The organism is Actinacidiphila glaucinigra (genome assembly GCF_035918135.1).
Taxonomy (GTDB): Bacteria; Actinomycetota; Actinomycetes; order Streptomycetales; family Streptomycetaceae; genus Actinacidiphila; species Actinacidiphila glaucinigra.
Genome location: NZ_CP109144.1, coordinates 1,719,032 through 1,744,537, shown reverse-complemented (window position 1 = coordinate 1,744,537; position 25,506 = coordinate 1,719,032). Strand labels below are relative to the sequence as shown.

Sequence of the window (25,506 nt, the reverse complement as noted above, 5' to 3'; positions counted from 1 at the left end):
CCTGTTGAGCGGCCCGTTGCCGTGTGCGTGTGCCGCCCTGTTTCGGCCTTCGCTCAGGGGCGGCCTCATTCGGTGTGGTTCCCAGACTGAACCTGGTTGCGGGTCGGCCGCCCGCCGGCGGCGAGGGTCGTCCCCACTTCGGCGCTCGTCGTGATCTGCCGCCTGGCGGCCTTCGGCGTCGCCGTGACATAGGCAAAGCCCTGGAGCGCCGGTGGGCGAGGTGCGTCAGCCGTCCCGTGGGAGGTGCCCCCGGCCACCAGTGCGCGCACCCTCGCTCGGCCTGCGGCCGGGAGACCCCTACTGCGGGCAGCTCCCGGCGGTGCGGGGAGGGGCGCCCCCCATCACCCCCCACCGGCCGTTGGTCGCCCGCGATACGGAGGGGCGGGGTCGTAGGGGTGGGCGTTCTGGACGCTGACGTGTATTTGTTGTGCGGCACAGACGGCCACGACAAGTACCGCCCGTCATGCACATAAATGTGCGGTACAGAATGCCCAGCCCCGGAGGCCCCGCTCCCGGCCCACCACGAACCGCGCGAGGCCCGCACCAACCGCGCCGGATGGGGGTCCCCCCGGCCGAAGGCTGGGGGAGGGAGGGCGGGGGAGAAACCCCAACCGCAACCACGACGCACCCGCAGCGCCCCACATTGCGTCCGCCGGGTGAACGCGTGAGTCGATCAGCGTAGTGAGCCACGGGGTTCCGGTGCGCGGCCGGTTAAGAGTGGGGGGTACGCATCCGGAGGAGCAGCGCATGCCGCATGCCGCAGCGGGACGTCCCCGTCGGGTCCCGGCAGGGTTCGCAGGGGCCGCGGTCGGGCTTTTCGCGGCGCTGGTGTGCCTGCTCCACGCGTTGTGCGCACCGGGGGTCGCGGCCCTGCAGCCGCCGGAGCCGACGGCGGCAGTGGCCGCCGCCACGGACGACCGGGGCAAGCAGACGCACCACCTCCCGGCGAGCGTCGGGCGGCGGACCGCCCCGCAGGCCGGCCCCCAGCAACGGGCCGGAACCGTCCAGGGGCACGCGGCGGACGCCGTCCACGACACCTGCCCCCCGGACCCCGTCGGCGCCGCGCTCCGCGGCCCCGCCCGGCACGTCGCCCCCGCGGGCAGACCGGACCACCTGCACCTCGTCCTGCGCTGCTGACGGGGCCCTGCCGTCGCAGCCCCATGCCCGTCAGCAGGACGAACCCCGCAGGAGGACCCCCGCCATGCCCGTGGACATCTACGCAGCCCTGGGCGCGCTCGTGCGCGCCGAGGCGGCCCGTGACCGCGAACGGCCGGCCGCCGCCGACCGTCCGGAGACCACCCCCGAGTGCGCGACGGCGCCGGACGCGCCCCCGGAGGAACCCAGGGAACTGACCGAACGCCACCACGAGTGAGACCCCGGCGGTCGCGCCCCTGCCCGGTGCCGGGCAGGGCGCGCCGTACGGGGGAACCGTCGCGCGTGATGCCGCGTTTACCCCAGTGAGTGCGGCACGTGCCGCAGACGGAGGCGGGAAGATGTCCAATCGCGCGAAGGTCGCCGTCGGCGGCGTGGCCGTCGGCCTGATCCTGTTGTGGGTGCTGCCGGCGTGGCTGGCGCTGCTGATCATCGTGGGCGTCCCCGTGGCCGCCTACCTCACCCTGGATCCTTCCCAGCGGCGCAGGCTGCGCCGGTCCGGCAGGCGGCAGATCGGCAAGTGACGGCGCGCGGGCCGCGGTCGTCCCTCAGGTGACGGAGCCCGCGGCGGCACCCGTGCCGAGGTCGGGGCCCCAGCGGTCCAGCGACGCCTGCAGGTCGAGGGGGAGGGGACGGGTCACTCCCTGCCCCTCGGGCCAGTCCTCGCGGGGGACGCGCCACATGACCTCGAACTCGTTGCCGTCCGGGTCCTTGGCGTACAGCGACTTCGACACGAGGTGGTCGCTGGAGCCGACGAGTGCGTCGCGCTCGGTGAGCAGCCGGGCGGTGTCGGCCAGTTCGCGGAGCGTGCCGACCTCCCAGGCCAGGTGGTAGAGCCCGACGCGGCCCTGTTCGGGGCCGGGTGCGTCGGGGCCGATGGCGAACAGCCCGAGGTCGTGGTCGTTGAGGGTGCCCTCGGCGCTCAGGAAGGCGGCGCGGCCGGGGATCTCCGCGGCGACCTCGAAGCCGAACACGGCGGTGTAGAACTCGACCGACCGGGCGACGTCACGGATGTAGAGAACGGCGTGGTTCAGACGGCGAACAGGCATGGCCTCAGACTACGCCGCTATCGTTGAAAGTTCAATGAAGTCTTTCGTTAGAATGATCGGGCGTTCGACCGACCGAGGGGGAGCATGACCGCGACCGTGACCGCCGTCAGCCGTGACGAGGGACACCACTTCAGCAAGCCCGTCCGCGACAGGATCCGTCTGCTGGCGGGGCTCGGCGTGGAAGGCGACGCCCATCTCGGGGTGACGGTGCAGCACCGGTCGCGGGTGGCCCAGGACCCGACGCAGCCCAACCTGCGCCAGGTCCATCTGATCCACGGCGAACTCCACGACGAGTTGTCCACGGCTGGCTTCGCGGTCGCCCCGGGTGAGCTCGGGGAGAACGTCACCACGCGCGGCATCGACCTGCTGGGCCTGCCCGTCGGGACACGGCTGCGGCTCGGCGATCAGGCCGTCGTCGAGGTGACCGGGCTGCGCAACCCCTGCCTGCAGATCGACGGCTTCCAGCAGGGCCTGCTCAAGCAGGTCGTCGGCCGGGACGAGCACGGCGCCGTCGTCCGCAAGGGCGGGATCATGGGCGTGGTCCTGCACGGCGGGGAGGTGCGGCCCGGCGACCCGATCGTCGTCGAGCTCCCCGAGGGGCCGCACCGTCCGCTCGAGCGGGTCTGACCTCAGGACAGCGCGCAGGAGTCGACCACGTCGCCGTCGGCCGGCCGGGGCACCGTGCGGTCGGTGGGCGGCGTGCGGCCCCGCTCCACCCATGAGGTCAGTGCGTCGAACGCGGCCCGGTAGCAGGGCAGGATCGGGCGCAGCCGGTCCGGATAGGTGTCGTACAGGCCGTCGACGTGGTTGCCGCCTTCGATCGTGTAGTACCGGTGCAGCCCGCCCCGGCCCGCGGAGTCGATCATGCGGGCGTAGACGTCCGAGTCGGTCGCGATCGGCAGCAGCGTGTCCAGCGTGCCGTGCAGGGTGATCATCGGTTTGCCGATGCGTCCGGTGAGCGACACCCGGCCGACGGCCCGGTGCACGGCGGCCGGGCGCGCCGCGTAGTCGTAGTCGGCGTCCGACGCGCAGGGCGCCAGGATCTCCGGCACGGTCGCACCCGCGCTCGCACCCGGACAGGCGAGGTCGTACGAGGGGTCGAACAACGCGCGGTACACCTTCTGCGTCAGGCCCCAGTAGGCCTGCTGGTGGTAGGCCCACAGGAACTCCGAGCCCGGCGCGAAGCCCGCCGCCAGCAGGTCGGCGTCGCCGGCCCGGCCCTGGGCGCGGGCCACCGTGACCGGCAGCGAGGTCAGCAGGTTGGGGCCGTCCGCCGTCCAGAGCGTGCCCTCCCAGTCCACGCCGCCGTCGTAGAGCGCCGGGTGGTGCTCCAGCTGCCAGCGGGTGAGGTAGCCCCCGTTGGAGATGCCGGTCATGTACGTACGGTGCGGCGTGCGGCCGTAGCGCGAGGCCACCGCCGCCTTCGCGGCCACCGTGAGCTGGGTCGTGCGCCGGTTCCACTCGGCCATCGCGTCACCCGGGCGGCGGCCGTCGGTGTAGAAGTCCGGCCCGCTGTTGCCCTTGTCGGTGGAGGCGAAGGCGTAGCCCCGGGCGATCGCCCAGTCGGAGATCAGGACGTCGAGCGAGTACTGCTTGCGGGTGCCGGGCGCGCCCGTGACGATCAGGCCGCCGTTCCAGCGGTCCGGCAGCCTCAGCACGAACTGGGCGTCGTGCCGCCAGCCGTGCGTGGTGTTGAAGCCCGAGGTGTCGGGGAAGTAGCCGTCGACCTGCACTCCCGGCACGCCGGACGGGCGGGTCGTGCCGGCCGCCGCCAGACCCGCCTGGTCGGCGGTGTCGGTGTACGCGGTGCCCGCCAGCGCGGTGGTCGTCATGTCGGGCAGGCAGGCCTTCTGCTGACGCTCGGCGCCGGGCACGGTGACCCGGTCCAGCCGGGCGCAGTGCCCTGCCGTACCGGAGGCCGCCTCCGCACCGGCGGGGACCGCGGCCGCGCCGAGCGCGAGCAGGGCGGCGGCGAGCAGGGGGACGCCTCTCCAGGGGCGCATGGGGAGCCTCCATTTGCACGTCGGGGATGGCTGCCGCCACATCGTGGCCCGTCCGTCCCCGGAGCGGCCATGGCGTCGCCCCACGCCCGTGGGGACCGGCTCATGGGGCGGCGTGACATGCGTCACCGACGAGGATGACGCTGCGCAGTACCCTTGGCCCATGCTCTTGCTCGTGCGCCGCCGTCATGTGGACTTCGTCCGCGTCACGAGCATGTCCTGTCGCCGCAGCGGCTGATCCCACCCCGACCCCTCCTCCCACTCGGCCCCGCGACGCCGCCCCACCAGGGCAGCGCAGCGCAGCGTCCGGTCACCACCGGCGTGCCGGGTCCTCACCCTGCGGACAACACACCATGACGCTCCAGCTCCCCGTGATCGACCTCTCCGCGGCGGACCGCGGCCCCGAGGCACGTGCCCGCCTCCACCGCGAACTGCACTCCGCCGCCCACGAGGTCGGCTTCTTCCAGCTCACCGGCCACGGCGTGACCGCCGACGAGACCGCCGCACTGATGCGGGCGATCCGCGCGTTCTTCGCCCTGCCCGAGGCCGACCGGCTCGCCATCGGCAACCTGAACTCCCCCCACTTCCGGGGCTACACCCGCACCGGCGAGGAGCGCACCGGCGGCAGCCGGGACTGGCGCGACCAGCTCGACATCGGCGCCGAGCGCCCACAGCACGTCCCGGCCGCGGGCGAGCCCGCGTACTGGTGGCTGGAGGGCCCCAACCAGTGGCCCGGGACCCTGCCCGAGCTCCGCGAACTCTCGCTGGCCTGGATCGACCGGCTCAGCCGCGTCGCCCACCGGCTGCTGCACGAACTGCTCGCCGCCATCGGCGCCCCCGAGGACTTCTACGACGCGGCCTTCGCCGACGAGCCGCACCTGCACCTCAAGCTCGTCCGGTACCCGGGCACCGCACCCACCGGTGACGACCAGGGGGTCGGCGCGCACAAGGACTACGGCTTCCTCACGCTGCTGCTCCAGGACGAGGTCGGCGGCCTGCAGGTGGAGCGCTCCGACGGCCGCTTCCACGACGTGCCGCCGCTGCCCGGCGCCTTCGTCGTCAACCTGGGCGAGCTGCTGGAGGTCGCCACGGACGGCTACCTCAAGGCCACCAACCACCGCGTGGTCAGCCCGGCCGGCGCCCGCGAACGCTACTCCGTGCCCTTCTTCTACAACCCGCGCCTCGACGCGCGCGTCGCCCCGCTCCCGTTCGAGCACGCCCACCGCGCCCCCGGCGCCACCCGGGACCCGGCCAACCCCCTCTTCGCCGAGTACGGCCGCAACGAGCTCAAGGGCTGGCTGCGCGCCCACCCCGAGGTCGCCCGCCGGCACCACCCGGAGCTCGTCGGGGCGGCGGCCGCGCCCACCGGCTGAGACGCGCGGCCCGCGCCGCCCGCGGTTACGGTGCCTGCATGGGCACGGCTCCGGCCGAGGACGGCACATTGCGGATCGGCGCACCGCCGCGCTGGTTGCGCCTGCTCCCGGTCGTCCTTCTCGCCGCGCTGATCCTGGCCCAGGGCGTCACCCCCGGCGATGTAGAGCTCGGCGCCTACTACGCGGCGGTGGCCCCGCTCGCCGCGCTCACCTACGGTGTTGCGGGCACCGGCGTGATGGCCGTCGCCGTCGTGGTCGTGATGGAACTGCCCGTCGTGGGTTCGGGGACGCTGGTGGGTGCCGAACTCGGCGCCGTCGTCCTCATCGGCGCCCTGAGCGTGGTCATCGCCGCGCTGCAGCAGCGCTTCCGGGGCCGCCTGGTGCTGGCCCGGACCGTGGCCGAGGCGGCGCAGCTCGCCGTCCTCGCCCCGGTGCCCGGCACCGTGGGGCGGGTGCGCTGCGCCGCCCTGTACCGGGCCGCGCAGCGCGGCACCCTGGTGGGCGGCGACCTGTACGACGTACGGCCCGGGCCCTACGGCGTACGGGCGCTGGTCGCCGACGTCCAGGGGCACGGCCTCGCCGCGGTCGGCACGGTCGCGGCGCTGCTCGGCGCCTTCCGCGAGGGGGTGCTCGACGAGCGGGAGCTGCGCGGTGTGGCGGGGCGCCTCGAACGGCGGCTCTCCCTGGACGCCGCCGGGAACGCCGAGTTGTTCGCCACCGCGTTGCTGCTGGAGTTCCCCGACGACGGGTCACGGGTGCGGCTGGTCTGCCAGGGGCACCCGCCCGCGCTGCTGCTGCGCGACCGCGAGGTGCGGGAGCTGGAGTGCGATCCCGGTCCGCCGCTCGGCGCCGGCCTACCCGGACAGGCGCCGGCCCTGCCGTCGGTGGTGACCCTGCTGCCGGGCGACGTGATCCTCGCGTACACCGACGGCGTCACCGAGGCGCGCGACGCCTCGGGCACCTTCTACCCGCTCGCCGAACGCCTCGCCGACCGGCTGGCGGAGGGCGCCGACCTCTCCCCGGAGGCGGTCGTCGACGCGGTCTGGGAGGACCTGCGACGGTACGCCGGCGCGGTCGGCGACGACGTCGCGCTGCTGGCGCTCGCCCCCCGCTGACACGGGAGGGGCCGGTCAGCCCTTGCTCTTCGCGGCGCGCAGCGGGGGGCGGCCCTGGAGCCTGGCGGCCTCGGTGCGGATCTCCGGGAGCTCGGCGTACAGCTCCTTGCCGGGACAGTCGGTCATATAGGCGTCGCGGTGACCCGCGATGACGTGGAAGACCGCCTGCTTGCCCTTCTTGAAGCGGCTCTTGCTGCTGCTGGAGACCAGGCCGACCTCGCCCCGGGGATCGATGTCGGACAGCCCGAGCTTCCAGGCGGCGATCCGGGCGATCGACTCGGCCATCTCCTGCGGGACGCTGCCCTTCGCGTCGTAGGTGCCGATCGCTGCGATGCCCATGGTGTCCTTGTTGAAACCGATCGAGTGCGCCCCGGTGACGGGGCGGTCGGAGCCGCCGGCGCGCCCCTCGTAGATCGTGCCGCACTTGTCGACGAAGAAGTTGTAGGCGACGTCGTCCCAGTGGCGGCTCTGGATGTGGCCCGAGTAGATGTCCCGGATGATCCGCGGCACGTCCTTGCACCGGTAGTCGTTGCCGCTGTCGGTGTGGTGCAGGAAGACGGCCTTGACCGTGGTGCTGTAGTGCGGGGGCTCGGTGCGCAGCGACTCGTCGGCCCCCCAGCTCTTGCGCGGGACGATGGCGGGTTCGTGGGCCGGGTAGAGCGGTACGCGCTGCAGCCTGGCCCGGGCGGCCAGGTCGGGGAAGGGCATGAGCTGCGGGCTCGGCGCGGGGCGGGCGTGGACGGTGGGCGGGTCGGTGTGGATGATCGCGCTGTGCACCCCGAGGGCGGCCACGGCGACGACGCCGGCCGTCCCCGCGGCCGTGGCCCAGACGCGCGTGGCACGGCGCGGACGTCCGGCCGCGCGGCGGCGCGCGTGTTTGGCCGCACGGTGTGAACCCATGAAATGAACATCAGCTCATATGACCGGCACGCGGGGGGAGGACACGCCGGGCGGACCGCGGACCTCACCCGGATGCCCCGCTGCCCGGATGTCCCGGGGTGCCCCGGACCCGCCGCCGCGGTGACGACCGCGGCGGCGGGTCCGGTCCGTCACCTCAGGTAGGGCCCGTCCGAGCCGACCTTGCCCGGCGCGGCGTTGCCGCCGCCCAGGTCGAGGACGTACACGCGCAGGTTGCCCTTGCCGGGCGCGTCGACCGACAGGCTCCCGCCGGTCACGGTCCTCACCGCGCCGGTCACCGCGTCCTCGTACGTGCCGTTGGGGATCCCGGTGAACGTGGCGCCGCCGCTCACCGTGACCAGCGCGAAGCTGTCCACCCCGGTGGCGGCGTCGGTGAAGCGGCGTTTGAAGGCCATCTCGCCGCCGACCCCGGCGGTGGAGTACTGGCCCGTCTGCAGCGCCGGGACCGCCCGCCGGATCTGGTTGAGCCGCTGCACGTGCTTGACCAGCGGCTGCGCGAGGGTCGTGGCCACCTGTCCGGACGCGGAGCTCACGCTGCCGAAGCCGGAGGCGGTGACCTCGCCCTCCAGGTGCGTCCCGTAGTAGGCGCGGCCCGTGGACGCCAGCGGACAGCTCGGGCCGCAGTCGATCTGCTTGCCCTTCTGGAACTCGATCTCCGATCCGTAGTAGAGCGTCGGGATGCCGCGGAAGGTCCACATCAGCGACATGTTCTCGGCCCACGCGTCGGTGCCCTCGGCGTAGCGGAAGGACGACTTGTTGGGTCCGTAGTCGTGGCTGTCGACGTAGACGACGTTGTAGGTCGCGTCATTGGTGCTGTCGTCGGAGTCCTTGCCGTTGTTGAAGGCGTTCGACGCGGAGCCGAAGTTCATGTGCATCCGCATGTCGATGACGTTCATCCCGGAGAACCGGCTGCGGTCCGGGGTGTGGTAGCTGTTGCCGTTCAGGAAGGCGTTGTCGGAGACCGGCTGGTCGCCGGTGCCGAGCTGCTCCTCGTAGGTGTACTGCTCCAGTGCGGCGGTGGCGTCGTCGTCGCTGTAGGTCCTGCGTTCCTTCCAGGCGTAGAACTGCGCCGAGTGGTTGACGGAGCCGCGGTTCCACTTGTCGTTGACGAAGGCCGCGACCTCCCCGAAGACGAAGAAGTCCTTCGCCTTCTGCGCGCCGAACCGCGCCGTGACCGCGTCGTATATGGCGGGCAGGAAGCGGCGGTTCCAGGTGACGCGCGGGATGTGCACGGCGGTGTCGATCCGGAAGCCGTCCACGCCCATCCCGATGTACTTGTCGTAGGCGCCGATGAGGTAGTTCTGCACCTGCGGGTTCTCGGTGTTGAAGTCGGCCAGGTCCTCGTGCAGCCAGCAGCTGCGGGAGTCCTCGCCCTCCCAGTTGCCGATCCAGCACCGGTGGTAGTACTTCGAGGGGAACATGCCCGAGGTCGGGCTCGACCACTGGCAGTTGTAGAGGGTGTAGCCCTCGGGGCTCCTCCCGCCGGTGGGGACGCCCCAGTTGACGCAGGTGTTGCCGGCCGGCTCGGCGGTCGACCACAGGTCGCCGTTGTAGTACGACTTGCCGGAGACCGGCTCGACGGTCAGGCCGTCGTACTCGAAGCCGTCCTGCTTACCGTCGTAGTACCAGCTCCACTGGGAGTCCCGCACGCCGTACACGGTGGGCGTGAACAGGCCCTCGGCGCCCCAGCGCGAGCTGTGGTTGTAGACGACGTCCTGGTAGACCTTGATGCCCTTGGCGTGCGCGGCGTTGATCAGGTCCTGGTAGGAGGCGCCGGCCGACTCCAGGCGGGGGTCGACCCGGTAGAAGTCCCAGCCGTGGTAGCCGTGGTAGTCGTAGTCCGAGCGGTTGAGGACGACGGGCGTGATCCAGATCGCGGAGAAGCCGAGGCCCTTGACGTAGCGAGCTTGTCGACCAGCCCCTTGAAGTCGCCGCGGAACATGGGGTCGCCGCCCGCGGCGTTGCCGGACTTCACGTGCTGGCTGCCGCCGCGGTTGTTCGAGGCGTCGCCGTCGTGGAAGCGGGCGGTGAGGACGAAGTAGATCGGGTCCTTGCGCGGGTCGCCGCCCAGCGGTTCGCCGGGGGTGGTGCGCGGGGCCTCGCCGGTGGTGACCGCGGCGGGGGCGGAGGCGGCCGACACGTTGCCGGCCGCGTCGAGCGCCTTGACGGTGTAGGTGTAGGCCGTGCGTTCCTCCAGGCCGGTCTGGCTCGTCACGGTCGAGCCGACGTGCGCGATCGACGTGCCCTTGGTGCCGCCGGTGCGGGTGACCTCGTAGCCGGTGACGGCGGTGTCGTCGGTGGCGGCGGTCCAGCTGACCACGACCGACGTGCCGATCGCCTTCGCGGTCAGCCCGGTGGGGGCGGTGGGTGCCGTCGTGTCCGGCTCGGACGCGGCGCACGGGTCGTCGGCGTCCCGGGTCACGACTCTGTTCCTGACCGTGCTGACACCCTCGGTGAGCCGGTAGTTGCCGCCGCCGTTGTTGTCCCAGGTGCCGTTGCCGTTGTTGAACGCTGCCTGCCAGGACGTCGCGGTGCCCAGGTCCACGGTCCTGCGCACCCAGCCGGCGCAGGCGGCCTCCATGGTGACGCCGGGGACGGCCGTCCAGGCGCCGCCGGCCGGTGCCCAGTGCAGGTTGTAGGCGGCCCAGCCCACGGTGTCCGTGGCGCAGTAGACCGTGGCGCCGTGACCGGCCGGTTCCCCGGTCCCGCCGCACGGGTCGCTGTGGGCGACGGCGCCGTCCTTCACCGTGATCGTGCCGGTGCCGAGCCGGTAGTTGCCGCCGCCGTTGTCGTCCCAGGTGCCGCTGCCGTTGGTGAAGGTGGCCTGCCAGGACGTCGCGGTGCCCAGGTCGACGGTCAGTTTGACCCATCCGGTGCAGGCCGCGGTCATCCGCGTACCGGGCGGGGTGGTCCAGGAGCCACCGGTGGGGGCCCAGTGGAGGTGGTACGACGGCCAGTCGCGGCCCGCGGTCGCGTAGTAGACCGTGGCGCTGGTCGGTGCGGCGCCGGCGCACGGGTCGACCGTGGTCACCGCTCCGGACGAGACGGAGCTGGTGCCGGTGCCGAGCCGGTAGTCGCCGCCGCCGTTGTTGTCCCAGGCGCCGCTGCCGTCGGTGAAGGCGGCGGAGAGTCCGCCGGCGCCGCCCAGGTCGACGGTCCTGGAGTACCAGCCGGCGCGGGCCGCCTCCATGGCGACGCCCGGCACGGTGGTCCAGGCACCACCCGTGGGCGCGTAGTGCAGGTTGACGGTGCTCCAGGCGGAGGCGGGACGGTAGTAGACCGTCGCCGACGTGGCGGCGAAGGACAGGCCCGTCGGCAGCAGGCCGAGCAGCAGGCCACCGACGAGCAACAGTACGGTTCGCAGCGCTCGATGGCGCCGGAGCACGCGGGTGGGGTCATGCGGGGGCTCCTCGGGCAGGGGCCGCCGGGGGCGGCGGCCGGTGCGGGTGAGGCAGGCCCTCCCGCGCGCCACGAAAGGAACAGCCGCTAATTTCCTGCAAGTTGCTGCAAGAACCTTCATGAGATTACTGAGACATGACAGGGCGGTAAAGGGGTCCCGCATGCGGACGCTCAGTAGTAGTCACGCATCAACTCGGTGGCCCAGTCGGGCTGGAAGGCCGTGTCCCGCGGCCCGAACTCGGCCATCCACGGCTTGAGATCGAGTACCGGCGTCCCGTCCACCGCGTCCAGCCCGGTGACGTGGACATCGAGTCCGTCGACGCGCAAGATCTTGCAACGCGACACGCCCAGGCGGTTGGGCCGGTTCTTGCCACGCTGGGCGAAGATGCCGATCAGCGGCCACCCGGTGTTGCCGCGTGGGTGGCGCGCACCGGTCTCGACCCGCTCCTCGGGGACCCGGTCGAAGTGGAAGACGACCTCCAGGTGGGAGAAGGAGCCCAGGCCGTACAGCGCCTCGGGCCCGAACCGCTCCCCGTCCAGCCGGATCACCGCCTCGACGCCGCCCCAGCCGTCGTCCTCGACCGGTACGCGGCCGCCCGTCACCCATCCCACGGGCCGTATCTCGATCGCCGTCATGCGCGCTCCTCCGCTGCCGTCCGCAGCTCTCGCTGATCACTATGTGAGACATGGGTATCACTTTGCGGACGGCCGTGGCTAGCGTGGCGGTCATGACGCGGGAATGGGACGCCACCACGTACGACAGCCTGCCGCTGCCCCACGTGCAGTGGGGCCGCAGGACCCTGGACCGCCTCGCGCCGCGCGGTGACGAGCGTGTGCTCGACCTGGGCTGCGGCACCGGACGCGACACGGAGGCGCTGCTCGGCCTGCTCCCGCACGGCCGGGTCGTCGCCGTCGACGGCTCGCTGCGCATGCTGGAGCGGCTCCGTGGGCGCCTCGCCGGCCGCCTGGACCGCGTCGAGGTCGTGCACGCCGACATCACCGGCCCGCTCCCCGTGACGGGCACGGTGGACGCCGTCACCAGCGTCGCCACTCTCCACTGGATCCCCGACCACGCCGCGCTCTTCCGCGGCGTCGCACGCGTCCTGCGCCCCGGCGGACGCCTCGTCGCCGAATGCGGCGGGCGCGGCAACATCGCCGGCGTCTCGGCCGCCGTGGACGAGGTCCTCGGCCCGCAGCCCGCCGTCTGGAACTTCGCGGGCGTCCCGGAGACCGAACGGAGACTGCGGGACGCCGGCTTCACCGACGTCGAGGTCGCCCTCCTGCCCGACCCCGCCCGCCTCGAACCGGGCCCGCAACTGCTCTCCTACCTGGCCGTCGTCGTCCTCGGCGGGCAGCTGGAACGCCTCCCCGCCGAGGAGCACGAGGCCTTCGTCCGCGCCGTCGCCGGGCGCCTGCCGGAGCCCGTCGTGGACTACGTACGCCTCACGATCTCCGCGACACGCGGTCCCGGGGGCACTCGGGCCTGACCCGCGTCGTCCCGGCCCGGCCGGTCAAAGACGCCGGGTGATCCGCAGTTCCGTCAGGTACCGCTTGACGACGCGGCCGCCGTATCGGCCGTCGGCCAGCGCCCGGATGCAGGCCAGCAGCCCTTCCCGCCGCGCGGCGGGAAGGGCGCGGTGGTTGGAGTAGCTGAGCAGCAGGTCGAGGTACTCGGTGGTGGTGTACGGCAGTTCGCGCTCGTAGCGGTGGAAGACGGCCGGCCCGAAGCGCCCGGAGCGGTCCGTCTCCCCGCTGTCGGCGGGGACGAGGGCCGCAGCACGCGGCCGCAGGCCGGGCGGCGTCGCCGGGTCGAAGCGCTCGTAGCACTCCTGCACGTCCGCGAAGAAGGCCCGCGAGCCGCCGTCCACGTGGTGGGTGCCCACGACGGCCAGCACCCCGCCGGGACGCAGCGCGTCGGCGGACTTGACGACCGCCACGGCGGGGTCGACCCAGTGGAAGGCGGTGGCCGAGACGACGGCGTCGAACGGCTCGTCCGGGAGCGGCCAGTCCTCGAAGGCGCAGACGACCACTTCGACCCCGGGGAACCCGGCCAGCCTGCGCCGGGCGACCGCCGCCATCGACGGGCCCAGCTCGACCGCCGTGACCCGGAAGCCGCGCTCCGCGAGCGGCACGGTGGCCTGCCCCGTCCCGCAGCCGATCTCCAGCACACGCGCGCCGGGACCGAGGCCCGCCACCGCGGCCAGGTCGTCGAAGAGCACGCCGGGATACCCCGGGCGGACCCGGTCGTACAGCTCGGCGTCCTCGTCGAAGACGCCCCTCAGCGAACTCCGGTCGGTCACCCGTCGAGACTACGGCCTCGTCCTAGTCCGGCGGCAGGGGAACGGCGGGCCCCTGCGGCGACGCGAGGAGCACATGGTGGATGTAGTCCTCGACCGCCGCGTCCAGGCCCACGTCACCCTGCGCCCGCTCCGACATCAGCCAGCGGTGCTCCAGCAGCTCGTGGTAGATCTGCGCGGTGTCCAGCGAGCCGCGCAGCTCACGCGGCACGGCGCGGACCGTCGGCCGGAAGACGTCGCGCACCCACCGGTGGGCCAGCACCTCGGGACGGGCGCCCAGCGGGTCGCCGGGGGCGTAGTCCTCCTGGGAGGCCATCCACGTCTCGAGGTCGTTGAGGAGGCTGCGGGCCTGGTTCTCCTCGGCGTCCAGGCCGGTGAGGCGGAGCAGTTGGCGCTGGTGGTGCCCGGCGTCCACGACCTTGGGCAGGAAGGTGACGTCGTCGCCGTCGGGCGACTTCTGGATCTGCATCTCCGCGACGTCGAAGCCGAGGTCGTTCAGCCGCCGGATGCGCCGGTCGATGTAGTGCCGCTTGGCCACCGGGTACACCGACTCGCGGGTGAGCTCGTGCCACAGCTCCTCGTAGCGGTCCGCGATGGCCTGCCCGAAGGTGACCGGGTCCACCGACGGGTGCAGCGAGCCGCCCGCCTCCAGGTCCATCAGCTCGCCCGCGATGTTCACCCGGGCCACCTCGATGTCGTACTCCCGCTGGCCGCGCGAGAGGGCCGGCTGGATCTGCCCGGTCTCGGCGTCCACCAGGTAGGCGGCGTAGGCGCCCGCGTCCCGCCGGAAGAGGGTGTTCGACAGCGAGCAGTCGCCCCAGGCGAAGCCCGCCAGGTGCAGCCGGACCAGCAGCACGGCGAGCGCGTCCAGGAGCCGGTTGACCGTGCCCGGTCGCATCGTCGTCTCGAACATCGAGCGGTACGGCTGCGAGCCGCCCAGGTGGCGGGTGATCAGCACCGGCTCCAGCGGCTCGCCGCGGTCGTCGGTGCGGCCGGTGACGACGGCGAGGGCGTCGACCGCGGGTATGCCCATGCGGTCCAGGTCGCGCAGCAGCCCGTACTCGCGGACGGCCGCCCACTCGCCGACCTCCTTGACCGCCACGACCTCGTCGCCGGCCAGGGCGAAGCGGACGACGTGCCGCGAGATGCCGCGGGGCAGGGACACCAGGTGCTCCTCGGGCCACTCCTCCAGCGGCACGTTCCACGGCAGGTCGAGGAGGGTCGCCGGATGGTCCGGGGAGGTCGCGGTGATCTGCAGGTCCATGGCGCCCAGTCTGCGGCAACGGGGTGATCGCGCGGGACACCGGGGCGGCGCATACGCTGCGGGACATGAGGGAACGGCTGGTGGTCATCGGTGGGGACGCCGCGGGGATGTCGGCGGCGTCGCAGGCGCGCAGGAGGAAGGGGCCCGACGAACTGGAGGTCGTCGCCTTCGAACGCGGGCGCCGCACCTCGTACTCGGCCTGCGGGATCCCGTACTGGATCGCCGGGGACGCCACCGGCCCCGACAAGCTGATCGCGCGCACCCCCGAGAAGCACCGTGCGCGCGACATCGACGTGCGGCTCGGCACCGAGGTCGTCGAGATCGACCGGGACCGCGGGCGGGTGCGCACCCGGGACGTCCTCGGGGCGGAGGAGTGGACGGGGTACGACCAGCTCGTCATCGCCACCGGCGCCGTGCCCAAGCGGCCCCCGATCCCCGGGATCGACGCGGACGGCGTGTACGGCGTGCAGATCCTCGACGACGGCGAGGACATCATCGAGGCCCTCGACAGAAGGCCCCTGCGGGACGCCGTCGTGGTCGGCGGCGGCTACATCGGCGTGGAGATGGCCGAGGCCCTGCTGCGGCACGGGCTGAGGGTCACCCTGGTGGAACGCTCCGAGCAGCCGATGGCGACCCTCGACCCGGACATGGGGCGGCTCGTGCGGGAGGCCATGGAGTGCCTCGGCATCACCGTCGTGACCGGAGCGCCGGTGCGCGAGGTGCTCACCGGGGCGGACGGCCGGGTCCGCGCCGTGGCCACCGACGGGGGCGAGTACCCCGCGGACGTCGTGGTGCTCGGTCTCGGCGTCGCGCCCAACACCGGACTCGCCCGCGACGCGGGGCTGCCGATCGGCGCGCACGGCGGGCTGCTGACCGACCGCGCCATGCGCGTGCGCGGCGAGGAGGCGATCTGGGCGGGCGGGGACTGCGTGGAGGTCCTCAACCTGGTCTCCGGCGGCATGCAGCACATCCCGCTGGGCACCCACGCGAACAAGCAGGGCCGGGTCATCGGCACCAACATCGGCGGCGGTTACGCCACCTTCCCGGGCGTGGTGGGCACGGCCGTCAGCAAGGTCTGCGACCTGGAGATCGCCCGCACGGGGCTGAAGGAGTCCCAGGCGCGGGCCGCCGGGCTGCAGTACGTCACCGCGGTCATCGAGTCCACCAGCAGGGCCGGCTACTACCCCGGCGCCGCCCCGATGACGGTCAAGGCCATCGCCGAGCGGCAGACCGGACGACTGCTCGGGCTGCAGATCGTCGGCCGCGAGGGTGCGGGCAAGCGTGTGGACATCGGCGCCGTGGCACTCACCGCGGGCATGACCGTCGAGCAGATGACCGCGCTCGACCTGGGCTACGCCCCGCCGTTCTCGCCGGTGTGGGACCCGGTCCTGGTCGCCGCGCGCAAGGTCGACGGCAAGGTCCGTGCGGACGGCCCCGGCGTCTGAACCGTACGCGGTGCGCGCTGCTCAGGCGGGCCGTACGGCCAGCTTCTCCAGGGCCTCCAGCAGGCCGGGGAGCTCCGGCCCCCGGCCGACCGGCAGCACCTCGCCGGGCTCCTCGTCGAGCAGCACAAAGGCGATGTCGTCGGTGCGGGCCACCAGGCTCCAGTCCTCGCCGTCCACGCGCAGGGTGCGTACGCCCTCGCCGGCGGCGGTCGAGCGTATGCGGCCGGGCGGCGGGGGCGTACGCAGGTACTCCTGGGCGGCCTCCAGCGCGCGCCTCACCCCGGGGTGGATGCCGTTCGCGCCGGGCTCCTCCCGGGACGGCTCCTCGCGTTGCTCCGCGGACTTCTTCCCGGCGGTCTCCTGGTCAGCGGACTCCAGGGCGGTGGACTCCGGGGCGGTGGACTCCTGCGCCGCCTCGTCCGGCGCGCCGGTTGCCGGGGGCGGGTCCACGCTGCCGGAGCCGCCGGCTTCGTCCGAGGCCTCCGACTCGTCCCCGGCCACCAGCTGTTCCCGCCAGATCCGCCACCGGAGGGCTATCTCGTCGGCCCCCAGGCGCCGCTGCGCCGGCCCCCACGTCGCGGTGTCGGGCGGCGAGAGCGGCGGGCCGCCCTCCGTCTCCGGCGGATCGTGCGGATCGGGGACACCGGGCGCCGCCACCGCGACCGGCAGCGGCCATCCGGGCAGCGCGGCGACGACCGAGCGCTCGTCGGGGGACAGGTCGTACTCCAGCCCGCAGTCCCACGCGGCGAGGGCACAGGCCACCAGCGCCGTGTCGCTGATCGCCACCGTCCACCGGGCGCCCGTCCCGTCCTGGCCGAAGACGAGGCCGTAGCCGTCGTCCACCGGATCCAGCCCGAGCTCCGCGCACGCCGCCGGATAGTCGTCGGCCAGGACGCTCGGGAACTGCGCGGGCGTCAGCATCGCCGCCGTGAGCACGAACAGCGCGTCGTCGTCCGTCGCGGACACGGGCATCCCCCCTCCAGTGATTTCCGAGTGGTGGGCGCACCCTAACCACCGGGTAACACCCGCGTCGAGAGCGGGGCGCGCCCTGTGGAAAACCTTTCGGCGGCCGGATCTCCCGGCCCTACGCTGACGTCATGGTCAACTCCCGTGCCCCCCAAGGCAGCCGGAGACGAAGAAACGGCGCCGTCGCCTCCGCTTCGACGGGCGCGAGTTCCTGTGGACCGCCCGCATCGGGCACGCCGAGCAGTCCGACGGCACCTGCCGCCGTGTGGTCTTCGTCCGCGTCACGGACGGGGCGGCTCCCGGCGGCCGCGCCCTCGTCGCCGATCTGGTGTCGGCCTCGGAGCCCGGTCCGTGGGGACACTGCGCCACCGGCACCGCCCACCCGACGCCGCGCGACGTCCGCCTGATCGTCGAGCACGCGCTCGCCGTCGGTTGGGAGCCCGGCGTCCCCGGCGCCCCCCTCGTGCTCAGCGCCGAAAGCGGCGACCCGGGCCTCCCGGGGTTCCGGCTGCCCGCGGGCGGGAACGCCCCTGGGTGAGAGGGGTGATGCGGATGGCCACCTGGCTCCGGAGGTTCACCGCGGCGCGGCCGCCGGGGAGGTCCGTGAAGCCCCCGCCGCCCGGTGCGGAGCCCGCACGCCGGGCATCCCGGGAGCGCAACCTCTTCGAGGCGGCCGCCGCCCATGTCGCGGCCTCCGTGGAGGGGGACGAGCAGGCCCTCGAGGCCGCCTCGGCACGCGTCACCCCGGAGGCGCTGATGTTCGGGGTCAGCGAACTCGCCCGGCGTGCCGTCGTGGTGCTCGCCCAGGAGCGTGGCGTACCGCCGCGGGCGGTCGCCCGGTCGCTGCTCGGGCTCCCCGAAGGGTGAGGCGTCCCGCCGCCCTATCGGGTCCGCGCCCTCACACGCGGCCTTCCCGTGCGGGGGTGACCGCGGCCTCCCGCGGACCGTACCCGGGGAGGAAGAGCCTCATGGAGCAGGGGTCCTCGGCCGCCACGCCGACCTCGACGCCCCAGTAGGCGCTCAGCCTGCCGGCGACGTCGACCAGCCGCCGCCGCTCCTCGGGCGAGTACGCGGGGAAGCGCACCCAGCCGCGGTCGGAGACGGCGCGGCCGAGGTCGTTGAAGAGAGTGGCCCGCGCGCGCTGTTCCTCCTCGTCCGTCAACGGGGTCGGGTCCCCGTCGCGGGGCACCAGCCGGACGTTGTAGAGCTCTCGGGTCACAGGCGGCCTCGCACTTCTCCTCGGTCGGACGTCCGCAGGCTACCGCCCGCGTCGCCCCGGACGGACCCACGGCCGGACTCAGGACTCCAGGGCGTCCAGGGTGGTGCGCAGCCAGCCGAGCTCCGCCCGTGTGGTGGCCCGTGCGATCGTCAGCACGCCCCGCCGGAACGGATCGTCCAACTCCTCCGCCCGCAGCGGGCGGTCGCCGTCGTGGAAGAAGCTCGTGGGCTCCTCCAGGAAGGCGAGCCGGCGGCGCAGCACCGCGCTCTGCAGGGCGGGGTTGTCGAGATGGCGCAGGAAGGCGAGGAGCGTGAACCAGCGGTTCTCGTCGGAGATGTCCGCGGCGTCCGGCTCCGCGAGCCGCCTGCGCAGCTCGGCGCGGCCCTCGGCGGTCAGCGTCAGCACGTGGCGCGGCGCGGCGACGGCGCCCGGCTGGGTCTCTCGGCCCAAGAGACCGGCCTTCTCCAGCCGCTTGATGGCCGGGTAGAGCGTGCTCTCGGCCACCGGTTTGACGTGCCCGGTGAGTGCGGCGATGCGCTTGCGCAGCTCGTAGCCGTGCAGGGCGGCGTCGTAGAGGAATCCGAGGATCGCGAGCTCCAGCATGGTGCCATTGTGCCGCAGCGACGCTGTACCTCGTTGACATAATACATCGGCACCGATGTATAGTCTCCTCCATGCAGCAGACACGATTCACCGATGACGGCGCGTGCATCCGCTGGACCGGGACGCCCGGGACCGGCCCCGCTCTCGTCTACGTGCACGGGCTGGGCGCGGCCTCCTCCGTCTACTTCGCCCACATAGCGGCGGATCCGGTCCTCGCCGGGCGGCGTTCACTCCTCGTCGATCTGCCGGGCCACGGCATCAGTGACCGGCCCGCCGCCTTCGGCTACACGCTGGAGGAGCACGCGGACGCCCTCGCCGCGGCACTCGACGCCGCCGGGACGGGTCCGGCCGAGGTGGTCGGCCACAGCATGGGAGGCGCCGTGGCGATCGTCCTCGCCGCGCGCCGGCCCGACCTGGTGGCGCGCCTGGTGCTGGCTGAGGCGAACCTCGACGCGCGTCCACGTGTGACGGCCGGCAGCAGCGGCATCGCGGCCTTCACGGACGAGGAGTTCGTCCACGGCGGGGGCTTCGCCCGCGTCCTGGAGCGCGTCGGCCCGCAGTGGGCCGCCACGATGCGCCTGGCAGACCCGGTCGCCCTGCACCGCACCGCCTCGTCACTGGCGCGGGGGAGCGATCCGGTCATGCGCGAGCTGCTGCTCTCGTCGCCCGTCCCGCGCACCTTTCTGCAGGGTGAGTCGAGCGGTGACCTGACCGGCCGGGCGGAGCTCGAGGCGGCCGGGGTGTCCGTCGTGACGGTCCCCGGCGCCGGTCACAACATCATGTTCGACAACGCTTACGCCTTCGTCGACGCCATTGCGAGGAACCGCTCGTCGGTGTCGGTGTAGGAAGTCATGGTCCATCCCGAGGACTCCAGCAAGGGCCCCAGGTTGGGCTCGGCACGCAAGTCGTCCGGGGTGAGCTCACGGCCCTGCCGGGCGGCCAGCGCCGCCCGGCCGATCGGGTGGAAGAGGGCCAGCCGGCCGCCGGGCCGGGTGACCCGGGCCAGCTCACGCAGACAGGCCCGGGGGTCCGGCAGATGCCCGATCAGTCCCGCGGCGAAGACGGCGTCCAGGGTCGCGTCGCGCAGCGGCAGCCGGGCACAGTCGGCCAGCAGCAGGGCGCCATGTTCCCGGCGTCCAGCGCCTGTCGCGGCGGCGAGCATCTCAGGCGTCAGGTCGGCGCCGACGACCGTCCCGGACGCCCCCACGGCCGCGCGCAGGAAGGGCAGTGCCCGGCCGGTGCCGCACCCCGCGTCGAGGACCGCCTGGCCCTCCCTCAGGCCCAGTTCGGCCACACCGGCCCGGTAGGCGGGGGCGTCGTCGGGGTAGCGGGTCTCCCAGTCGGCGGCGCGGGCGGCGAAGAACGCGCGGATCTGCGCGGGATCGGTGTGCACGACGGTCCACCTCCGGTTCGGGGCACGCCCCCGGGGGGCACGGGACGCGGGGCATCATGGTCGCATGATCCCGTTCCGCTCCGTGTGCTTGTTCCTGCTCGCCGCGCTGCTGGAGATCGGCGGCGCCTGGCTGGTCTGGCAGGGGCTGCGCGAGCACCGGGGATGGGTGTGGATCGGTGCCGGGGTCATCGCCCTGGGCCTGTACGGGTGCGTCGCCACCCTGCAGCCGGACGCCGAGTTCGGCCGCATCCTGGCCGCCTACGGCGGGGTGTTCATCGCGGGCTCGCTCGCGTGGGGGATGGTGGCGGACGGCTTCCGGCCCGACCGCTACGACGTGGCGGGTGCCCTGGTCTGCCTGGTGGGCGTGGGGATCATCATGTACGCGCCGCGCAGTGGCTGAAACCCGCCTCCTTTGTGCAGGTTCGTGCTGCACGCGATCGGCGGGGAACCGTATCCGTAAGGCACGTTGTCAAATAAGGCAGGGTTCCGTCATGGCCCGAGCATGCGAGCACCCTCGCACTAGCGTCCCGGGGCCATGGGACACATCGACCATGCCGCCTTCGGCTGGCTGACCCCGCTGCTCTCGTACGCCATGGCGTGCGTCGGCGCGGCGCTCGGACTGCGCTGTACCGTACGGGCCCTGGCCGCGACCGGCCGCTCCCGGCGCAACTGGCTGATCACCGCCGCGAGCGCCTTCGGCACCGGCATCTGGACGATGCACTTCGTCGCCATGCTCGGCTTCCGCGTCACCGGCACCGAGATCCGCTACAGCGTCCCCCTGACCGTCCTCAGCCTCGCCGTCGCCATGGTGGTCGTCGGCCTCGGCGTCTTCGCCGTCGGCTACGGCGACGGCCGCTTCCGGGCCCTCGTGGTCGGCGGCCTCACCACGGGTGTCGGCGTGGCCAGCATGCACTACCTGGGCATGGCCGCCGTACGGCTGCACGGCGCGGTGTCCTACGAACCGTGGCTCGTGGCCCTTTCCGTCGTCATAGCCTGGGCCGCCGCGACCGCCGCCCTGTGGGCCGCGCTCACCATCCACCGGCCCGTGGTCGTCGCCGGCGCCTCCCTGGTGATGGGCGCGGCGGTCAGCAGCATGCATTACACCGGGATGCTCGCCGTGCAGGTCCGGGTCCGGCCCTCGGCGGACGTGCTGTCCGGTTCCGGCGCGACCGCGTTCCTCTTCCCCCTGATCGTCGGGCTGGGTTCCTACCTCTTCCTCACCTCCGCCTTCGTCGCGCTCTCCCCGACAGCGAGGGAACGCCTCGCCTCCGCCACCGCCCAGCGCGTCGGTGAGGGGGCCCTGTGACGCCGCCACGGGGCCGCAGAGCGCATGCCGGACTCCCCGCGGACGAGGAAACGTCCTCTCACGCGACGGACGGCGGACGGGACGGCGGGACCACCCAGGGCCGGCTGAGCCTGCGTCCGAGGAGCGTGCGCGCGAAGATCGTGTCCCTTCTCATGGTGCCCGTCGTCTCCCTGATGGCGCTGTGGGCCTTCGCCGCCGTCACCACGGCCCAGGACCTTTCCGGGCGGCTGCGTGCCCAGCGCATTGCAGAAACGATCCGCGAGCCGGTCGCGGGCACCGTGACCGCCCTGCAGGCCGAACGCCGCGCCGCCACCCGCTACCTGGCGCGGCCCACCACCGAGGCCGCCGCCGAACTGAGCAGGCGCGCCACGGCCACCGACCGCGCGGCCGCCCTGCTGCAACTGGGCGGCGGCCACACCGTCGCCGACGGCACCGGCCTGCCGGGCACCGCGGCCGTGCGGGTGCGCACCTTCGTCGGCGACCTGGAGCGCCTGCGCCGGCTGCGTCCCGGCGTCACCCGGGGAGCGGCGGACTGGCGTCAGACGTACCGCGCCTACACCGACGCCGTGACCGACGGCTTCGCGATCGGCGGCGCCCTTGCCACATCCCGCGGCGAGCGCACCGCCCTGGAGATCGGCCGTGCCGCAGAACAGCTGTCCCGCGAGGACGCCCTGCTCGCCGCGGCCGCCCTCACCCGTGGGCTCCCCACGGACCGCTACCGCGACCTGAGCGGTGCCGTCACCGCCCGCCGCGTGCTGCTCGCGGGGTGTACGGCCGACCTCGGCGGCGCCGGCCGCACCGCCTGGGAGCGGCTGACCCACTCCACCGCGTACGCGGACCTCGAGGCGGTGGAGGACGCCGTCCTCGACGCCGGGCCGGGCAAGGCCGCCGCGGACCGCGCGGACCCCGCCTCCTGGGACCGGGCCGCCGGGCAGGTGCTGTCCGGCCTGGAGAGGGTCGCCACGGCCGCCGCGCCCGCCGACCGGTCCATCGCACAGGGCCTGTCGAGCACCTCGGGCATCGCCGTCCTGCTCGGCCTCCTCGGTGTCGTCGCGTCCCTCTTCATCTCCGTACGGATCGGCCGCGGCCTCGTCGTCGAACTGATCGGCCTGCGCAACACCGCCCTCGAACTCGCCCGCCGCAAACTGCCGCGCGCCATGCGGCGGCTCCGCGCCGGGGAGGAGATCGACCTCGGGAAGGAGGCCCCCCTCGGCAGGCACGGTGCCGACGAGATCGGCCAGGTCGCCGAGGCACTGGCCACGGTGCAGCGCGCCGCGCTGCGCGCCGCCGCGGAGCGCGCCGAACTGGTCAACGGGGTCTCCGGCGTCTTCGTCAACCTCGCGCGCCGCAGTCAGGTCCTCGTGCACCGTCAGCTGGCGCTGCTCGACAGCATGGAACGGCGCACCGAGGACCCGGGCGAGCTGGAGGACCTGTTCAGGCTCGACCACCTCACCACCAGGATGCGGCGGCACGCCGAGGGCCTGATCATCCTCTCCGGCGCCGCTCCCGGCCGCGCCTGGAGCAAACCCGTGCCCCTCACCAATGTGGTGCGCGCCGCCGTCGCGGAGGTCGAGGACTACGCCCGCGTCGAGGTCCGCCGGCTCCCCCTTGCGGCGGTCGTCGGCTCCGCGGTCGCCGACCTCACCCATCTGATCGCCGAACTCGTCGAGAACGCCACCCAGTTCTCCCCGCCGCACACCAAGGTGCGCGTCTACGGCGAACAGGTCGGCAACGGCTATGCCCTGGAGATCGAGGACCGCGGGCTCGGCATGGGCAAGGAGGCCATGGACGAGGCCAACCGGCGCATCGCCCGGACCCAGGCGCTCGACCTGTTCGACAGCGACCGGCTCGGCCTGTTCGTCGTCAGCCGGCTCGCCCGGCGGCACGACGTCAGGGTCTCCCTGCGCACCTCCCCGTACGGCGGCACCACCGCCGTCGTGCTGCTGCCCACCGCCCTGCTCGACATGAGGGCACCCGAAGCCCGCGCCCCACGCGGCGTGGGGACGGGGGGCGCGGCGTCCGGCCCGCACGGACCCCGCCAGGGGCCCGCGGAGGTCCTGCCCCCGGTGGCGGCCTCCCCGCGCGGCGACGGCGACGGGCTGCCGCGCCCTCCCGCGCCCCGGCCCGTCCGCCTGCCGGAGCCCGCGGCGCCCGTGCCCGTGCCCGCCCCGGCCCGGGACGGGGCGCCCGCTCCCGCGGCCGTCGGCGCCCCCGTGGCCGCGCCCGCCGCCGACGGAGGACTCCCGCGCCGCGTACGCCGCGCGAGCCTCGCCCCGCAGCTCCTGGAGCCTCGCGCGCCCGAACGCACCCCTGGGCCGCAGGGCGTGGAGCACGACGTCCCCGAACGGACGGCCGAGCAGGCGCGCTCGACGATGGCCGCATTCCGCCGCGGCTGGATCCGAGGCGGCGGTGCCGGAGCCCGCGACGCCGCCGACGAGGCACCGGCCGGCCCACGCCCCCTGCGGGCCGCCCCGCAGCGTTCCGGCGTCCGGCCCGGCCCCGGAGGGCCGGACCACCAAGGCGGTCCGGACACCACGCCGGAGGACGGCGAGCAGGACCACGCCCGCACCACGGACCCGGCACCCCGCGAAGGAGAGCACAGATGATCGACGCATCGAACCGGTCCGGTGAACTGGACTGGCTGCTGGACGACATCACCGACCGGGTGGCCCACGTCCGCCACGCCGTGGTGCTGTCGGGCGACGGCCTGGCCGTGGGCTCCTCGCGCGGGCTGACCCGCGAGGACGCCGAGCACCTGGCGGCCGTCGCCTCGGGCTTCCACAGCCTCGCCAAGGGCGCCGGACGTCATTTCGCGGCCGGCCAGGTGCGGCAGACCATGGTCGAACTCGACCAGGGCTTCCTCTTCGTGGCCGCCGCGGGCGAGGGCTCCTGCCTCGCGGTGTTCACCGGGGCGGGCGCCGATGTCGGCCTGATCGCCTATGAGATGGCCCGCCTCGTCAAGCGCGTGGGCGAGCACCTGCACACCCCGCCGCGCCTCGGCGCCGCCGGCCCGGCTGCCGGTTGACCGGCGCGCGGGTGATGAACGGCGGGCACCAGCGCGGGCCGGACGGCCACTGGTACGACGACGCGGCCGGGCCCCTGGTGCGCCCGTACGCCATGACCGGCGGCCGTACCCGGCCCGGCACGGCGGTCGCCGCCCTGGACCTGATCGCCCTGGTGCTCGCCGAACCCGGCGCCGCCGACGATCCCGCGCTCGAACCCGAGCACAACACGCTGCTCGCCCTGTGCCGGGACGAGCCCCTGTCGGTCGCGGAGCTGGCGGCCGACGCCGACCTGCCGGTGGGCGTCGTACGCGTCCTCCTCGGCGACCTCCTGACGCTCGGCAGCGTACGGGTGAGCAGTCCCGTACCGCCGGCGCAGCTACCCGATGAGCGCATCCTGCGAGAGGTGATCAATGGACTCCGGGCACTCTGAGACGCCGGTCATGGCCCTGAAGATCCTCATCGCGGGGGGATTCGGGGTCGGCAAGACCACCATGGTGGGCGCGGTGAGCGAGATCCGGCCGCTGCGTACCGAGGAGCAGTTGACCGAGGCCGGGCGCCATGTGGACGACACCATAGGAGTCGAGCGGAAGTCCACCACCACCGTGGCGATGGACTTCGGCCGGATCACCATCAGGGCCGGACTCTCGCTCTACCTGTTCGGCACCCCCGGACAGGACCGGTTCTGGTTCCTGTGGGACGAGCTGTCACAAGGGGCGCTCGGCGCGGTCGTGCTCGCCGACACCCGCCGCCTGGAGGACTCCTTCCCGGCCGTGGACTTCTTCGAGCACCGGAAGATCCCGTTCGCCGTCGCCGTCAACCGCTTCCCCGGCACGCAGGAGCACCGCCCCGAGGACATCGCGCGCGCCCTCGACCTTCAGGACGGCACCCCTGTCGTCCTCTGCGACGCAAGGGACCGCGCGTCGGGCAAGGAGGTGCTGATCGCTCTCGTCGAGCACGCCGGGCGGATGCACGCGGCGCGCCTTCTGGAGTCGGTGAGCTGAC

At 73.6% G+C, this 25,506-nt stretch carries 27 protein-coding genes and 1 pseudogene; 17 read left to right on the top strand and 11 right to left on the bottom strand.

Annotated elements, in window-relative coordinates; genetic code table 11:
* Window positions 1-747 precede the first annotated feature (747 nt).
* From OIE69_RS07755 to OIE69_RS07745, 3 genes are all read left to right on the top strand, one after another.
* On the top strand, window positions 748-1,137 hold the full coding sequence (locus tag OIE69_RS07755; RefSeq protein WP_326571199.1) for a hypothetical protein: 390 nt from the start codon (window positions 748-750) through the stop codon (window positions 1,135-1,137).
* A gap of 64 nt (window positions 1,138-1,201) precedes the next feature.
* Window positions 1,202-1,372, top strand: a complete 171-nt coding sequence (locus tag OIE69_RS07750) for a hypothetical protein (protein WP_326571198.1) — start codon at window positions 1,202-1,204, stop codon at window positions 1,370-1,372.
* 121 nt (window positions 1,373-1,493) lie between these two features.
* Window positions 1,494-1,676 carry a hypothetical protein gene (locus OIE69_RS07745; RefSeq protein WP_089223440.1) on the top strand — a complete coding sequence of 61 codons (183 nt, stop codon included), beginning with the start codon at window positions 1,494-1,496 and terminating at the stop codon, window positions 1,674-1,676.
* Window positions 1,677-1,700: 24 nt separating this feature from the next.
* Here the strand turns inward: OIE69_RS07745 and OIE69_RS07740 are convergent, their stop codons facing one another.
* Window positions 1,701-2,201 carry a VOC family protein gene (locus OIE69_RS07740; RefSeq protein ID WP_326571197.1) on the bottom strand — a complete coding sequence of 167 codons (501 nt, stop codon included), beginning with the start codon at window positions 2,199-2,201 and terminating at the stop codon, window positions 1,701-1,703.
* 84 nt (window positions 2,202-2,285) lie between these two features.
* Here OIE69_RS07740 and OIE69_RS07735 point away from each other — a divergent pair, with 84 nt between their 5' ends.
* On the top strand, window positions 2,286-2,828 hold the full coding sequence (locus tag OIE69_RS07735) for an MOSC domain-containing protein (protein ID WP_326571196.1): 543 nt from the start codon (window positions 2,286-2,288) through the stop codon (window positions 2,826-2,828).
* Between the two features lie 2 nt (window positions 2,829-2,830).
* Here OIE69_RS07735 and OIE69_RS07730 read toward each other — a convergent pair whose 3' ends face one another.
* Window positions 2,831-4,204 (bottom strand): tannase/feruloyl esterase family alpha/beta hydrolase, encoded by a 1,374-nt coding sequence (locus tag OIE69_RS07730; protein ID WP_326571195.1) that lies wholly within the window; start codon window positions 4,202-4,204, stop codon window positions 2,831-2,833.
* Window positions 4,205-4,554: 350 nt separating this feature from the next.
* Between OIE69_RS07730 and OIE69_RS07725 the strand changes: the two genes are divergently transcribed.
* Both OIE69_RS07725 and OIE69_RS07720 read left to right on the top strand, forming a co-directional pair.
* Window positions 4,555-5,574, top strand: coding sequence for an isopenicillin N synthase family dioxygenase (locus tag OIE69_RS07725; protein WP_326571194.1), 1,020 nt, complete (start codon window positions 4,555-4,557; stop codon window positions 5,572-5,574).
* A gap of 38 nt (window positions 5,575-5,612) precedes the next feature.
* Window positions 5,613-6,689, top strand: coding sequence for a PP2C family protein-serine/threonine phosphatase (locus OIE69_RS07720; RefSeq protein WP_326571193.1), 1,077 nt, complete (start codon window positions 5,613-5,615; stop codon window positions 6,687-6,689).
* Window positions 6,690-6,704: 15 nt separating this feature from the next.
* On the opposite strand, the gene OIE69_RS07715 is transcribed toward OIE69_RS07720, so the two are convergent.
* The 3 genes and pseudogenes from OIE69_RS07715 to OIE69_RS07705 all read right to left on the bottom strand — a co-directional run bounded on the left by OIE69_RS07715 (window position 6,705) and on the right by OIE69_RS07705 (window position 11,642).
* Window positions 6,705-7,589 carry a peptidoglycan recognition protein family protein gene (locus OIE69_RS07715; RefSeq protein ID WP_326571192.1) on the bottom strand — a complete coding sequence of 295 codons (885 nt, stop codon included), beginning with the start codon at window positions 7,587-7,589 and terminating at the stop codon, window positions 6,705-6,707.
* A 149-nt stretch (window positions 7,590-7,738) separates the two neighbouring features.
* Window positions 7,739-10,896: pseudogene (locus OIE69_RS07710) on the bottom strand (carbohydrate binding domain-containing protein); the annotation flags it as partial.
* A gap of 281 nt (window positions 10,897-11,177) precedes the next feature.
* Window positions 11,178-11,642, bottom strand: coding sequence for an SAM-dependent methyltransferase (locus tag OIE69_RS07705; protein WP_326571191.1), 465 nt, complete (start codon window positions 11,640-11,642; stop codon window positions 11,178-11,180).
* Window positions 11,643-11,734: 92 nt separating this feature from the next.
* On the opposite strand from OIE69_RS07705, the gene OIE69_RS07700 reads away from it, so the two are divergent.
* Window positions 11,735-12,493 (top strand): class I SAM-dependent methyltransferase, encoded by a 759-nt coding sequence (locus OIE69_RS07700; protein ID WP_326571190.1) that lies wholly within the window; start codon window positions 11,735-11,737, stop codon window positions 12,491-12,493.
* Window positions 12,494-12,517: 24 nt separating this feature from the next.
* Here the strand turns inward: OIE69_RS07700 and OIE69_RS07695 are convergent, their stop codons facing one another.
* A complete protein-coding gene (locus tag OIE69_RS07695) occupies window positions 12,518-13,306 on the bottom strand; it encodes a class I SAM-dependent methyltransferase (protein WP_326571189.1) in 789 nt (262 codons plus the stop codon).
* Between the two features lie 22 nt (window positions 13,307-13,328).
* On the bottom strand, window positions 13,329-14,567 hold the full coding sequence (locus tag OIE69_RS07690) for a DUF4032 domain-containing protein (RefSeq protein WP_326571188.1): 1,239 nt from the start codon (window positions 14,565-14,567) through the stop codon (window positions 13,329-13,331).
* 65 nt (window positions 14,568-14,632) lie between these two features.
* On the opposite strand from OIE69_RS07690, the gene OIE69_RS07685 reads away from it, so the two are divergent.
* Window positions 14,633-16,012, top strand: a complete 1,380-nt coding sequence (locus OIE69_RS07685; RefSeq protein ID WP_326571187.1) for an FAD-dependent oxidoreductase — start codon at window positions 14,633-14,635, stop codon at window positions 16,010-16,012.
* A gap of 21 nt (window positions 16,013-16,033) precedes the next feature.
* On the opposite strand, the gene OIE69_RS07680 is transcribed toward OIE69_RS07685, so the two are convergent.
* Window positions 16,034-16,984 (bottom strand): hypothetical protein, encoded by a 951-nt coding sequence (locus OIE69_RS07680; RefSeq protein WP_326571186.1) that lies wholly within the window; start codon window positions 16,982-16,984, stop codon window positions 16,034-16,036.
* A 259-nt stretch (window positions 16,985-17,243) separates the two neighbouring features.
* On the opposite strand from OIE69_RS07680, the gene OIE69_RS07675 reads away from it, so the two are divergent.
* Window positions 17,244-17,516: a hypothetical protein gene (locus tag OIE69_RS07675; RefSeq protein ID WP_326571185.1), complete on the top strand. Its 273-nt coding sequence runs from the start codon at window positions 17,244-17,246 to the stop codon at window positions 17,514-17,516.
* A gap of 14 nt (window positions 17,517-17,530) precedes the next feature.
* Entirely contained in the window at window positions 17,531-17,845 is a 315-nt protein-coding gene (locus tag OIE69_RS07670) for a hypothetical protein (RefSeq protein ID WP_392567477.1), read from the top strand.
* Window positions 17,846-17,876: 31 nt separating this feature from the next.
* Here the strand turns inward: OIE69_RS07670 and OIE69_RS07665 are convergent, their stop codons facing one another.
* Together OIE69_RS07665 and OIE69_RS07660 are read right to left on the bottom strand one after the other, a co-directional pair.
* Window positions 17,877-18,197 carry a hypothetical protein gene (locus tag OIE69_RS07665; RefSeq protein ID WP_326571183.1) on the bottom strand — a complete coding sequence of 107 codons (321 nt, stop codon included), beginning with the start codon at window positions 18,195-18,197 and terminating at the stop codon, window positions 17,877-17,879.
* 78 nt (window positions 18,198-18,275) lie between these two features.
* Window positions 18,276-18,800 carry a PadR family transcriptional regulator gene (locus OIE69_RS07660; RefSeq protein WP_326571182.1) on the bottom strand — a complete coding sequence of 175 codons (525 nt, stop codon included), beginning with the start codon at window positions 18,798-18,800 and terminating at the stop codon, window positions 18,276-18,278.
* 71 nt (window positions 18,801-18,871) lie between these two features.
* On the opposite strand from OIE69_RS07660, the gene OIE69_RS07655 reads away from it, so the two are divergent.
* Entirely contained in the window at window positions 18,872-19,645 is a 774-nt protein-coding gene (locus OIE69_RS07655; RefSeq protein ID WP_326571181.1) for an alpha/beta fold hydrolase, read from the top strand.
* Here OIE69_RS07655 and OIE69_RS07650 read toward each other — a convergent pair.
* On the bottom strand, window positions 19,594-20,193 hold the full coding sequence (locus tag OIE69_RS07650; RefSeq protein ID WP_326571180.1) for a class I SAM-dependent methyltransferase: 600 nt from the start codon (window positions 20,191-20,193) through the stop codon (window positions 19,594-19,596). The two genes, OIE69_RS07655 and OIE69_RS07650, sit on opposite strands and share 52 nt — an antisense overlap.
* 64 nt (window positions 20,194-20,257) lie before the next feature.
* Between OIE69_RS07650 and OIE69_RS07645 the strand changes: the two genes are divergently transcribed.
* From OIE69_RS07645 to OIE69_RS07620, 6 genes are all read left to right on the top strand, one after another.
* On the top strand, window positions 20,258-20,593 hold the full coding sequence (locus OIE69_RS07645) for a YnfA family protein (protein WP_326571179.1): 336 nt from the start codon (window positions 20,258-20,260) through the stop codon (window positions 20,591-20,593).
* A 135-nt stretch (window positions 20,594-20,728) separates the two neighbouring features.
* The gene (locus OIE69_RS07640; RefSeq protein ID WP_326571178.1) at window positions 20,729-21,499 is read left to right on the top strand and encodes an MHYT domain-containing protein; all 771 of its coding nucleotides are present in this window, start codon (window positions 20,729-20,731) and stop codon (window positions 21,497-21,499) included.
* Between the two features lie 125 nt (window positions 21,500-21,624).
* On the top strand, window positions 21,625-24,105 hold the full coding sequence (locus tag OIE69_RS07635) for a sensor histidine kinase (RefSeq protein WP_326571177.1): 2,481 nt from the start codon (window positions 21,625-21,627) through the stop codon (window positions 24,103-24,105).
* Window positions 24,102-24,524, top strand: a complete 423-nt coding sequence (locus OIE69_RS07630) for a roadblock/LC7 domain-containing protein (protein ID WP_018562304.1) — start codon at window positions 24,102-24,104, stop codon at window positions 24,522-24,524. The genes OIE69_RS07635 and OIE69_RS07630 overlap by 4 nt, the downstream gene beginning before the upstream one ends.
* A 14-nt stretch (window positions 24,525-24,538) precedes the next feature.
* Entirely contained in the window at window positions 24,539-24,934 is a 396-nt protein-coding gene (locus OIE69_RS07625; protein ID WP_326571176.1) for a DUF742 domain-containing protein, read from the top strand.
* On the top strand, window positions 24,915-25,505 hold the full coding sequence (locus OIE69_RS07620) for a GTP-binding protein (protein WP_326571175.1): 591 nt from the start codon (window positions 24,915-24,917) through the stop codon (window positions 25,503-25,505). The genes OIE69_RS07625 and OIE69_RS07620 overlap by 20 nt, the downstream gene beginning before the upstream one ends.
* The last annotated feature ends 1 nt before the right edge of the window (window position 25,506 follow it).